General features: G+C 60.2%; 9 protein-coding genes. 6 read left to right on the top strand and 3 right to left on the bottom strand.

The window, feature by feature from the left end:
- A partial coding sequence (locus VHD36_16145) for an ABC transporter permease (GenBank protein HVU88855.1) occupies nt 1-305 on the bottom strand: 305 nt, incomplete at its 3' end.
- A 303-nt stretch (nt 306-608) separates the two neighbouring features.
- Between VHD36_16145 and VHD36_16140 the strand changes: the two genes are divergently transcribed.
- Complete coding sequence (locus VHD36_16140) at nt 609-875, top strand: hypothetical protein (protein HVU88854.1); 267 nt, start codon at nt 609-611, stop codon at nt 873-875.
- Nucleotides 876-917: 42 nt separating this feature from the next.
- On the opposite strand, the gene VHD36_16135 is transcribed toward VHD36_16140, so the two are convergent.
- On the bottom strand, nt 918-2297 hold the full coding sequence (locus tag VHD36_16135; GenBank protein ID HVU88853.1) for a DUF1501 domain-containing protein: 1380 nt from the start codon (nt 2295-2297) through the stop codon (nt 918-920).
- Between the two features lie 381 nt (nt 2298-2678).
- Between VHD36_16135 and VHD36_16130 the strand changes: the two genes are divergently transcribed.
- The 3 genes from VHD36_16130 (at nt 2679) to VHD36_16120 (ending at nt 7112) form a co-directional block, all read left to right on the top strand.
- A complete protein-coding gene (locus VHD36_16130) occupies nt 2679-3152 on the top strand; it encodes a DinB family protein (GenBank protein ID HVU88852.1) in 474 nt (157 codons plus the stop codon).
- A 131-nt stretch (nt 3153-3283) separates the two neighbouring features.
- Nucleotides 3284-5104 carry a tRNA uridine-5-carboxymethylaminomethyl(34) synthesis enzyme MnmG gene (gene mnmG / locus VHD36_16125; protein HVU88851.1) on the top strand — a complete coding sequence of 607 codons (1821 nt, stop codon included), beginning with the start codon at nt 3284-3286 and terminating at the stop codon, nt 5102-5104.
- A 91-nt stretch (nt 5105-5195) separates the two neighbouring features.
- The gene (locus VHD36_16120) at nt 5196-7112 is read left to right on the top strand and encodes an N-6 DNA methylase (protein ID HVU88850.1); all 1917 of its coding nucleotides are present in this window, start codon (nt 5196-5198) and stop codon (nt 7110-7112) included.
- On the opposite strand, the gene VHD36_16115 is transcribed toward VHD36_16120, so the two are convergent.
- Nucleotides 7068-7808, bottom strand: coding sequence for a hypothetical protein (locus VHD36_16115; GenBank protein HVU88849.1), 741 nt, complete (start codon nt 7806-7808; stop codon nt 7068-7070). The two genes, VHD36_16120 and VHD36_16115, sit on opposite strands and share 45 nt — an antisense overlap.
- A 701-nt stretch (nt 7809-8509) precedes the next feature.
- Here VHD36_16115 and VHD36_16110 point away from each other — a divergent pair.
- Nucleotides 8510-9091 carry a response regulator gene (locus VHD36_16110; protein HVU88848.1) on the top strand — a complete coding sequence of 194 codons (582 nt, stop codon included), beginning with the start codon at nt 8510-8512 and terminating at the stop codon, nt 9089-9091.
- 153 nt (nt 9092-9244) lie between these two features.
- Nucleotides 9245-10783 (top strand): HAMP domain-containing sensor histidine kinase, encoded by a 1539-nt coding sequence (locus VHD36_16105; protein ID HVU88847.1) that lies wholly within the window; start codon nt 9245-9247, stop codon nt 10781-10783.
- Nucleotides 10784-10922 lie beyond the last annotated feature (139 nt).

Below are 10922 nucleotides of genomic sequence, written 5' to 3'. Positions count from 1 at the left end.
TGGATCATGAACTTCTTGATTTCGCCGTTGCGGATTTGCAGGGCGATCGTCGAAGCCAGGCCCGGCATGCTGGAAAAGGCCCGGCTGACGTTGGTCAGCAGCAGGTAGGCGACCATTTCTTCGTATGTGTAACCGGCCAGCGTCCGCCGGTTGCTCGCGGAGAACACAGCGCTCCACAAAAAGACCTGTGTCACGAAGGGGAGAAACCGCATCAGCGTGCCCAGCGCGAAGTCGGCCCGGTAGACGAGCCGCTCCTCCAGGCAAATGCGCAGGATGGTCCACCAGGTATGCAGGCGGGCGTACAAAGCTTCTCACTCCGACGGACGAACACCGAATACAACCGACGAGCCTGCGAGCATTATTCACATCGGGCAAGCCCGAAGGAAGACGTTCGCGGTTCCGGAGAGCCTGAAACACCATATGGACATGCCAGGGATCTTCGTGGGGTGGTACAATTCGCTCGGAGGCACGAAGCGTTGAATCGTCGTACGCCAGCGATGGCAAGCGGCATCGCCGATAGCCTCTGGACGGCGAAAGAGCTTATCGAGCGGTCGGCGGCGTAGAGGACGCCCTTCCGAAGGAAGAAGTCCAAGGATGGGAGAAGGAAAATGAGATGGCTGACGTTCTCAATTCGCGATCTCCTGTGGCTTACGGCTGTGATCGCCTGCTTGGCATTCGCCCAAGGCGAGCGCCGGCTGGGAGAAGAGGCCGCAAGAATAAGCAGGAGGCAAGCAGACGCGATGGTGAAGCGCATCCGCAAACAACTTAGCGAGGAAAAGCTGGTCGCCGAGCATGAGGCACTCGAATGGAAAGCGCTATATGAAACTAGCGTGAAAGACCGGGAAGAAAATGCATTCAGCCTCCTTCTCAAATGAATCTGATCCCACTACCTAGCTGACCAGCACGCGAGGTTCGCCCTAGACGAGTTCGTGGATGATCTCGCCGCTGTCGATGGCCGGCACGGGTCGGCCCGAGTGATTCAGGAAGCTGGTGTGCGGATCGACCCCCAGCACGTGGTAGATCGTCGCGTGCAGGTCGCCGGCCGTCAGAGGGCGATCCTTCGGCGCTTCGCCCAGTCGGTTGGTCGATCCCACGACTTGTCCGCCGCGAATGCCGCCGCCCCCCAGCAGGCAGAACATGGCGTTGCCCCAGTGATCGCGACCCGGGGTGCCCATGCTCAACGGTGGGCCGCCGTTGCCGCCATTGTTCATGCGCGGCGTGCGGCTGAATTCGCCACACATGACGACCAGCACGCGCTCCGACAGTCCGCGATCGCTCAGATCCTGGAACAGCGAAGCCATGCCGGCGTCGACGCGCGGCAGGTAGTTATCCATGCCCGCTTTGAGATCCCAGTGATGGTCCCAACCGCCGAGGTGCACGGTGACGAACGTGCAGCCCGCTTCAACCAAGCGGCGAGCCAGCAGCATGCTCTGACCCCACTGGTGGCGACCGTAGCGCTCGCGCAACTGAGGATCTTCAGAGCTGAGATCAAATGCCTTTCGCGCGGCCTCGCCCGAGACCATTTCGTAGGCATTGCGCTGAAAGCGGTTCATCGAATCGAGCGCGCCTGAAGAGTCAACCTCGCGGCGCATGCGATCGAAATCGCGGAACAACGTCTGCCGATCCTCGAGCCTCGCGAGCGACATGTTGGCCGGCAGGTTGAGATTCTGCACTTTGAAGCTGTCGCTGTTCGGATCGCCGTCGGTCTCGAACGGGTTGTGTTCGCGGCCCAGATAATTCGCGCCAAAGTAGCCAGGCCGGATGCCGATGCTGGCTGCGTACGGCACCGCGACGTAGGCGGGCATGCCGGGCACGCGCGGTCCCAAGGTTTTGGCGGCGATCGAACCGATCGATGGATACTTGCCGGCCTGATCGGCGCCGCTGGCGCCGCTGCGGCCGGTCAGAATAATGTGCCCCCCGGCGAAATGGTCGCCCGTGTTGTGGTGCAGCGAGCGGACGATCGAGAACTTGTCGGCCACCTTGGCTTGCCGCGGAAATAGCTCCGAGATTTCGATGCCCGGCACGTTCGTCGGGATCGGCTGCCACAGGCCGCGATATTCCGTCGGCGCCTCGGGCTTCAGATCGTACAGGTCCATGTGGCTGGGACCGCCGTCGAGCCAGACGAGGATCACCGACGTATCTTTGCGCGGCAGCCCGCGCTGCGCCGATTCTTCCTTGGCGCGCAAAATCGTCGGCAAGCCCACGGCGGCCATTCCCGCGGCGCCGATTTGCACGAAGCTGCGGCGGGACAGGCCGTCGCAATATTGAGGCGTGCGTCCGGTGTCGATTCGCAACATGGCGGGTCCTCGCTTTCAAAGCGGGTCAACGCGGGCCGCGATCAGGCGATCTTCCAATGCCGGACGCGGCGTATCGTATCGCGGCGGTTGACCGGGGCTTGGTCGGTCCGAACGCGACGGCGGGTCGTATCCATCGGCGGGTTTTTATCTGTCCGGATTCTAAGGCATCCAAAGCCGCACGGTCAATAAAAAGTTGGCCCTGTTAGGCAGGCTACCGAAGCGGGGCAAATTGGTATCCTCCGGGCTGGTTCGACCGAACCGAGGCCGCCTTGGAACCCTCCTGATGCGCGCTCTTCAAGCGATTTCCGTCGGGTCGTAGAACCCGCCAGTCGGGCGACAGCACTCCAGACAACTTTCTCAGAACGCCAAAGGAGCACACGCATGGACCGGACGTGGATCGACCATTACATCGCGGGCGCGGACGAGCTCAAGCAAGCGATCCGCGGCCTGTCGCTGACAGAGCGCAACGCCTTTCCCGTGCCTGGCACGTGGAGCATTCAGCAGATCGTGATGCACATGATGGATAGCGACCTGATCGCCGCCGATCGAATGAAACGCGTGATCGCCGAGGACCACCCGACGTTGATCGGCTACAACGAAACTCGCTTTGCCCAGCGGCTGCTGTACGACGAACTCGATGCCGAAACGGCCTGCGAGATTTTTGCCATGAACCGGCGGATGATGGGCGAGATTCTCAAGCGGCAGCCCGACGCGGCGTTCCAACGCACTGGACACCACAACGAGACGGGCGAGATCACGCTCGAATACCTCGTAAAAACGTACGCCGGGCATCTGGACCATCACATGAAGTTCGTCAAGCACAAGCGCGAGCTCTTGGGCAAGCCATTGGCATAACGAATGGCGGGTGCGCTTTGCGCACCAAAGGCGCGCGTAACAATTGGTGCTCGCAGAGCACCCTACATAAGAGCCACCCTCCTACGCTGGCCCGCTTGTCGCTCAGCGCCGCCGCCAATTATCATGCCGGAATGGCGATTTCGCAGTATGAATACGACGTTCTGGTGATCGGCGCAGGGCATGCGGGGACCGAAGCCGCGGCCGCTGCGGCACGGCTTGGCGCTCGTACGGCTCTGCTCACCACCAACTGCGACACGGTCGGCCAGATGAGCTGCAATCCGGCTATCGGCGGTGTGGCCAAGGGGCAGATCGTGCGCGAGGTTGATGCTCTCGGCGGACTGATGGGCCGCGCGATCGACGCGACGGGCATCCAATTCCGCATGCTCAATCGCCGCAAAGGCCCGGCCATGCACAGTCCGCGGGCCCAGGCCGACAAGAAAGCCTATCAGCAAGAAATCAAACGCCTGATCGAGGAGCAGCCGAACCTCACGCTGCGCCAAGAAGTCGTCGAAGACTTTCTGACCGAGCAGGATGGCGACGCGTATCGGATCGCCGGCATCGCTGTGCGCGGCGGCGCCATCTATCGGGCACGCGCCGTCGTGCTGACGACGGGAACCTTTCTGCAAGCGCTCATGCACACGGGCGAAGCCAAGAGTCCTGGCGGCCGGGCTGGCGAAGGGACGACCGCCGGCATCAGCGCAGCTCTCAACAGGCTCGGCTTTGAGCTCGCGCGGTTCAAGACCGGCACGCCGCCGCGGCTCAACGGTCGCACGATCGATTACGCGCGCACCGAGTTGCAACCGGGCGATGACGAGCCGCAACCGTTTTCGTTCCTCACCGATAAGCTCGCGCAATCGCAGTTGCCTTGCTGGATCACGTATACCAACGAGCGGGTCCACGACTTGATCCGTGCGAACCTCGATCGCGCGCCGATGTACACCGGGCAGATTCGCTCAAGCGGTCCGCGCTATTGCCCCTCGATCGAAGACAAGATCGTGCGCTTCGCCGACAAATCGCAACACCAGTTGTTCCTCGAACCGGAAGGGCGGCACACGCAAGAGGTCTACGTCAACGGCGTTTCCACGAGCCTGCCGCGCGACGTGCAGGACGAGATGTTTCGTCATATCCCCGGCCTCGAAAAGGCCGAGATCATGCGTTACGGCTACGCCGTGGAATATGACTTTTGCCCGCCCGAGCAGTTGAAGCCAACCTTGCAAACCAAGCGCGTGGCCGGGTTGTACTTCGCCGGGCAGATCAACGGCACCACGGGTTACGAGGAAGCGGCCGGGCAAGGGCTGGTTGCCGGTGCTAACGCGGCACTTGCTCTCAAAGGAGCGCCGCCGATGATCGTGGGCCGCGAGCAAGCCTACATCGGCGTCTTGATCGATGACCTGGTGACGCGTGGCGTCGACGAACCGTATCGCATGTTCACCAGCCGGGCCGAGTACCGCTTGCTACTGCGGCACGACAACGCCGACCGGCGTTTGACGCCGCTGGGGCATGAGCTGGGCCTCGTCGACGACGTGCGCTGGTCCCGGTTCCAGGAAAAGCGCGACGCGATCGACCGGACAGCCGCGCTCTTGGCCAGCACGGTGTGGCAGCAGGAGCCGCTGGCCAAGGTGCTGCGCCGTACCGAAGCCGGCTGGCCCGATGTGGTGGCGGTCTTGCCCGCCTTGGCCCAGGTGCCCGATGCGGTCGCCTACCAGGTGACGTGCGACATCAAATACGAAGGCTACCTGGCGCGCCAGGAGGTGGATATCGAGCGGCAGAAGCGCCTGTCGGAGAAGCGGATACCCGCCAGCTTCGATTACGGACGGATCGGCCAGCTACGGGCCGAGGCACGCGAAAAGCTGATGCGCGTGCGTCCAGAAAGCCTGGCCCAGGCCAGTCGCATTAGCGGGCTGACACCGGCCGATCTGGCATTGGTCATGGTACACCTGGAAGGCAGGTAGGCTGAAGTCGATGCGTTATGCGGCATTGGCTTGACCATCTGGCACATGGTGTTATGCTACTTAAAGTAATCATGCATGGGGGTTCATACAGATGGTCCAACTGAAGGCGAGGAACGAACAGATTGCGCTTCCTTTCAACGATGATGCGCCCGACATATCCGTGGTCTTCAAGAAGCTCTATTTCCACCTGTATACGAACAGCAACTCGAGTCGTGCGGAACGTCTGGTTTCCGACCTCGCGCTACTTCTGCTAACTAAGCTCGCGGTGGAGTTGAATGGAGGCGGAAGCGTTGTCAAGCGCTTTCTGGAGGCCGAAGCAACCGCTGACGAGACGCTCGTGCCGCTCCTCCGGCGGACATACGGGAACGTTGTGGACGAGCGTGATCGATTTGGAATGGGCGACAATGCGCTTCGTGAGTCACTTCGAATCATTGACGGTGTACAACTCTCGCAGTCGCCCGCCCATGTCCTCGGAGACGCATTTCAAGCCCTTATCGGACCGCGCCTGAGAGGGGATAAGGGCCAGTTTTTCACGCCTCGATCGTTGGTGCGGGCGATGGTTGAGGTGGTCGAGCCCATGCCCGGCGAATCTGTCCTCGATCCCGCGTGTGGGACCGGTGGTTTCCTCTCGGAATCGCACCGATACCAGCTCGAAAAGTCGCGTGGGTGCACACCGACTGGACGACTCGTGGGAATCGACAAGGATCACGACCTTTTCCGGATCTCATCGGCGCTGCTTGGAATCACTTCTGGCGAGCGAGCCAAACTCTACAACCTGAACGCGCTCGACACTCGGGAGTGTGGCGAACGCGAATTGAGTGACAACAGTTTCGACGTCGTGCTAACTAATCCGCCGTTCGGCACAAAGATTGGGGTGCGCGACATGGACGTCCTTCGCGAATATGCGCTTGCGCATGCGTGGATTGACCGTAACGGAAGCGGTTGGCACATGACTGAGACGGCCTGCGCAACACAAGACCCACAAGTGCTTTTCTTGGAATTGTGTGTCCGCAAGCTGAAACCGGGCGGACGACTTGGAATTGTGCTCCCTGAGGGCGTCTTCGGCAATAAACGCGCGGGGTATATCTGGCACTGGCTTCGTTCACAGGGAAAGATTACTTCGCTGTTGGACTGTCCGCGAACGACATTCCAGCCTGGGACGGACACCAAAACCAACGTGCTCTTTTTCACGAAGGGGGCGGAGGCGTCACGCCACGTTCGAATCGCGGTTGCCTTGAATTGTGGTCACGATCGTCGTGGAAGGACGCGAACTCAAGACGGGCGACCGTATCCTGACGACTTTGCACCGCTTTCGAAGAATAGTAAGAGTTGGAAAAGAGTCGAACTCCGACATCAAGACTATCTTGTGCCCCGGTACTACCTCGACCGGCAGCTAACGCGGGAAGAAGCAACGTTGACGGAAGGGGCAGCGTTTAAGTCCCTTGCCGAACTTTGCGAAAATCGCACCATTAAAATACGTAAGGGCCACGAAGTCGGCTCGGATGCTTACGGAACGGGCGAAATCCCCTTCGTGCGGACATCAGACGTAACGAATTTCGAAGTATCGGTCGATCCGACTAAGGCGGTGAGCGAGTCCATCTACGCTGAGTTTGCGCCACAGCAGCAGCTACGGCCCGGGGATTTGCTTATCGTCGTCGATGGTCGCTATCGAATCGGCACCACGGCTCTGCTAACTCCTTCAAATGTCCGTTGCATTGTGCAAAGTCATTTCCGTATTATCAGCGTCAGCCGTACACAGTTACTTGATGCCACGGAATTGATGTTCGCTCTGAATCTCCCGTCGGTAAAGATGCAGCTGAGGAACCTTGTTTTCGTGCAGTCAACGCTAGGCACCCTCGGGAAACGCCTGCTAGAGTTAGAGATTCCGATTCTACATGGAGACGGACCTTGGACGGACCGTGTGGCGTCTTTTAAGGAGTTACTACGAACGCGGGACGAATCCCTAAGCGTTCTCAAGCGGATGATCACTCCGGATTACGAGCTTTGATGGTTTCGTCACACCGTAACCTGATCGAAGTAAAATTTCAGCGATCCAGTCGTAGAATTCATCAAGCGTCTTGTTACCTTGAGCGATGTTGCATGCCCGATGAGCAAAGCCGATGTTTTCTGTGGTGTGCAAGCGCGGATTGCTATGCGACGTCTCGACTTCTGCCTTTCCGCGCTTGGCGTCGTGGAACAATGCGAACGTGATTGGCTTTTTACAGACGAGGCACGTCGTTGTGTTCGGCACGATGGCGCCGAATAGTGATTCGAGGTAGCCTCTAATGGAATCCGGCGGGGCGTCGCAACCTTCAATTCCATAGGTTAACCAGGTCAGCTTTTGGGCGACGGAGATGCAGGCATTGTAGTCAGCCGCTTTTTCGCGAAGTTTGGCGACGATAACCGGCTTGAGTTTCGACATGTTGATGCCGAGCTTTAGCAGCTTCGCGTCGGATAAAAGCATTGCCCATCGACGAATACGGTTCGGCCCTGCGTCGGCACTTTTCCAGGACGCCCCTGTTGTCATGATGGAATCACGGACGATCTTCTTCGCTACACGTGGCGCGTAGTTGCCGAGGTGGTCGAGAAATGGAAACTCACGGCACTTGCCGTCATGCTTAGCCGGTAGGAAGCATCGGTGGCCCCCTTTCGGCGTAAACTTACTGCGTGACGTGATCGGCTTGTTGCAAAACTCTACCGGCACGACCGACCTTACTCCATCATCCTGTCAGCTTCGGTAAGCAGGGATCCCGCAGTCGTCTGAAGGGCCTTCGCTAGAGCGTGGATATTCGCCAAGCTAATATTCCTCTCGCCCCGTTCGACGCTCCCGACGTATGTTCGATGCACTTTTGCCCGGGCAGCGAGTTCTTCCTGCGAAATGCCGGCGGCGAGCCGCCGGGAGCGAAGAACAGATCCCAAACTCTGTCGCTCGTTCATGCGTCCTTTTGCCATAGGCGAAAGGTTCGTCGTGTGATGACTAAAATGCTACAGACTTTAGGTAGCAAGGTGATTTGCTATGGGACCCTCGCATTTGGAAAGTAAAGTCCTAAATGCGCCATCGCGCAAGATATCGCGGCCCGATGTGCAAACGCCGTAAACTGCTTGGGGAGCATATGTTGCGTCCTTCAGATCGATATTGACTCTAATGGGAAGCCAGCTATAATCCTCGTAGATGGCAAAATCGGCAATCTTGGCAGGTCCGGAGAAGGTTGTCGAATGCAGAAGGTCTGGGACGTAAAGGATTTACGAATACCGCGTGCTAAGGGCTAGCTGTCGACTAGCGTCACACGGAGGACTAGGTACTCTCGCCCGTTTGCGCGACGCCACCAAGGGCTTCGCCGTAGGGCCGTGAGTCCCGCTGAGACTAGCCTTACCATCGGCTAGGGAGAGGGATGGTTAGCATTTATGAAGACGGTCTTTACCACGGGCGAAGCCGCCAAGATCTGTAAGGTAAGCCAACAGACCATCATCCGCTGCTTTGATTCTGGGCAACTCAAGGGATTTCGGGTGCCCGGCAGCCGCTTTCGCCGGATTCCGCGCAACGAACTATTTGCGTTTATGCGTGATAACGGCATCCCCACCGATGCCCTGGAAAGCGGTAAGCGCAAGGTTCTGATCGTCGATGACGACGGCGAACTGGTTGAGCTAATTACCGACGTCCTGAATCGCGACGGCCGCTTCGAGGTCCGTAGCGTCAACAACGGTTTCGACGCCGGCATGATGGTCAAGGAATACCGCCCCGACCTGATCGTGCTCGATGTCATGCTGCCGGACATCAACGGCAAGGAAGTCTGCCAGCGCGTCCGCGGTGACAGCACCATGGACGACGTGCGCATCATCTGCATCTCGGGCATGGTCGAAGAAGACAAGATCGACGACCTCCGCGCCTCGGGTGCCAATGATTTCCTCCACAAGCCGTTCGAAGTCGACACGCTGATCGAACGGATGTGCACGTTGTTGGACATCGAGACGCTGTCCGCCGGCTGAGCGCTTAAGTCAGTAAGCGCGTCGCGGTCGATCGCGGAAGTAGTTGCTCGAACGAAGCGATGTTTGCTGGCGATCGCGCGATGATGGTACGCGCGCCGCTAGCGACCTGCCGCATTCGGTGGTGGCGCACGTTCCGCGTCGAGGATGCTACGCTTGAGTGCACGACTTCCTGCCATTCCGTGCGGCGATGGATTTTGTCGCCTGCCGTTGTCGGGACCGACAGCCGACGTGCTCTTGTCGCTATTACTCGAGCCGGCGGCAGCCGCCTTGCCGGCAGTTCTTATCGAGGCCCTCGCGACCGATCCCGCGCTCGCCCTCTGGGCCTCTTATCACCACGCCGTAGCTCATCGTGGCGATTGCGATGTGCCGACGCTCGCCGAGCTGGCCAGGTGGATGGGGCAGCATCTTCTTGCATTGCTCAATTCGTTGGAGGATCTGCCCTCTTCTGACGAAACGCTCGTCGCTCCGGAGCCAAACCGATTGGCCGCACGGGCGGCGCTAGACGTGGCCGCCGCGACAGCAAACGTTCGAAAGCGCGATCCGCTCCAGGACCCACGCTATCTCGCCGTTCTCCTGCGCAGCGTGTCCGACGAGTGGCTGGCGTTCGGCGGCAGCGCAAAAGAATTCGCCGCCGCGTGGCCGGGCTGGCTTGGGAAGATTCTTCATGAACGTCCAGCCGGCGCGACCTCGCCAACGACCGCGGCGATCGCAGGCAGTAAACGAAAACCAGTGCGCCCGGCAGCGAGTCGCATAAAGCCCACGACCGCGAAAAAGTATTCCGCCGGCAGCCTGCCCGAGCGCGCCCGGCAGCGGTGGCTCGCGCCCGCTGGCTTCGCCGCCCGGAATTTTTCGACCGTTGTGGCGCGACTGACGAAGCTCGCGAGCCTCGAAGCCCGCTTCGACGAGCGGCTCGAAGAAGAGAAGCTCGAGGCGCTGGCCGAGTTTGCCGCCGGCGCCGGGCATGAAATCAATAATCCGCTGGCCGTGATCTCGGGCCGCGCGCAGCTTTTCCTGCGTCACGAGCAGGACCCCGAGCGGCGCCGCGAGTTGGCCGTGATCAATACCCAGGCGCTGCGTGTCCACGAGATGATCGCCGACTTGATGCTTTTCGCCCGGCCCCCGCAGCCACGTTTGGCGCATTGCGACGTGACCGAGCTGATCGACGTGGTGGTCAGCGAGCTCGCGCCCCGTGCCGAGGAGGCCGGCGTAGCGCTCGACGTGACGCTTGCCGAGGAGCTGCCGTCGATCCAAGCGGACGCCACGCAACTGCAAGTCGCGCTGCGGGCCGTGATGGAAAACGCCCTTGACGCCATGACCGGGCGCGGCGAGAGCGGCCGCATCGAAATAACGGCCGTAACAAATCCTCCGCCCTTTCAAAATGACGCAAGTGCCACGAATTCCCCTGCCATTCAGGGAGGGGCCAGGGGAGGGTTAGAACTTTCCGAGCCGCGCGCCGCTCAATTAGCCCTGATTCTCACCATCCGCGACAACGGTCCCGGCATGCCCGCCGAAGTGCGGCGTCATGCTTTCGACCCGTTCTACTCAGGCCGTGGTGCGGGACGCGGCCTGGGAAACGGGCTATCAAAATGCTGGCGCATCGTCACGGCGCACGGCGGCCGGGTGGACATCGACACAAGCACGACAGGCACCACCGTCACCATCGGTCTGCCGGCAAACAAAGATTTCGCGTGACTCGAGCCGGACTCACAGCATGGCCGTGACCGGAAAAGAAAAGCGTCGCAGAAAGCCGTTCATCACGGTGACGTTGTCAGAAGCATTCGCCATCACGGCGGTGCTCGCCGTCGTGACCTGGCATTGTTCGCGATGGACC

The organism is Pirellulales bacterium (assembly GCA_035546535.1).
Classification (GTDB): domain Bacteria; phylum Planctomycetota; class Planctomycetia; order Pirellulales; family JACPPG01; genus JACPPG01.
Note: the sequence above shows the minus strand (reverse complement) of the source record. Positions and strands in the feature narration are given on the sequence as shown.

Excerpts from the sequence above, each read along its gene's own strand:
- VHD36_16110 (HVU88848.1), top strand. The coding sequence starts at position 8,510 with ATGAAGACGGTCTTTACCACGGGCGAAGCCGCCAAGATCTGTAAGGTA.
- mnmG (HVU88851.1), top strand. The coding sequence starts at position 3,284 with ATGGCGATTTCGCAGTATGAATACGACGTTCTGGTGATCGGCGCAGGG.
- VHD36_16120 (HVU88850.1), top strand. The coding sequence starts at position 5,196 with ATGGTCCAACTGAAGGCGAGGAACGAACAGATTGCGCTTCCTTTCAAC.
- VHD36_16135 (HVU88853.1), bottom strand. The coding sequence starts at position 2,297 with ATGTTGCGAATCGACACCGGACGCACGCCTCAATATTGCGACGGCCTG.
- VHD36_16140 (HVU88854.1), top strand. The coding sequence starts at position 609 with ATGAGATGGCTGACGTTCTCAATTCGCGATCTCCTGTGGCTTACGGCT.
- VHD36_16130 (HVU88852.1), top strand. The coding sequence starts at position 2,679 with ATGGACCGGACGTGGATCGACCATTACATCGCGGGCGCGGACGAGCTC.